General features: G+C 41.4%; 1 protein-coding gene. It reads left to right on the plus strand.

Annotated elements, in window-relative coordinates; all coding sequences use genetic code 11:
- The coding region (locus R7P74_RS25560; protein WP_318123440.1) for a hypothetical protein at positions 1-528 on the plus strand (528 nt) is incomplete at its 5' end.
- Positions 529-857: the final 329 nt, after the last annotated feature.

Genomic DNA, 857 nt, shown 5'->3' on the forward strand with positions numbered 1-857 from the left:
GAGTTTTTGGCTTATTTAGGTGGAGCATCAGTCATTGTTGGTTTTCTTTCATGGTTGTTTCGGCAAACGATCGAAAGAGTTCTGTCAGAGTACATTTCATCAAAAGCAAAGAGACGCAATTACGTTTTTGAGCAAATTCACGCCAGAAAGATTGAATCAATTTCAAAGCTATATGAAGCGTCAGTTCAAGCTTCTGATGCTACATCATATGTAGTAAGGATGCAGGGTGAGCTAGAAAAGGAAAGGGTGTTGAGCTTGGAATTAGACGTTAAGAAGTTCGCCGAACAATACAGACTTGCTAAGCTTTGGCTCTCTGATGATGTTTGCAATCTTGTAGACCAACTTCTTGACCAGCATTCAGCCTTTTATCAAGTTGTTAGAGGTTATCAGCTCAAGCAAAGTGGTTTAGGTAAAACACTCGATTCTAATATGCTTGATCTATGGACTCGTGCGGATAACGAACTTCCCTTGATCCAGTCGAAATTATGTGAGGCTTTCAAAGCGGAGTTGGCTAAGATTTCGCCATAACAAACGCTTCAAGAGGGACTATGGCATCATTTAAGACGAATTCCCAACGTTTGGGATTTTTATCAAAAAAATGGTAGTCATTATTGGTTATATGTTAAATGGCCCACTTTGATGCTCAAAACGCCGCTCAGAGCGCCCAGAACGCGCGTAGTGGCGATTTTCATACCTAACCCGAGCGGATGTAAGACTAAAACGCTTTGTAAGTTTGTGACGCTTTGAGAGCGATTTACAGGGCAAAAATGGCACTATTCGTTTGAAACAAAAAACGCCCTCTACGGGGCGTTTTCCTATGTTTCTAAAGATGCAACATGGAGTTCATCTGTTGGTGC

Source organism: Vibrio sp. 2033 (assembly GCF_033339735.1).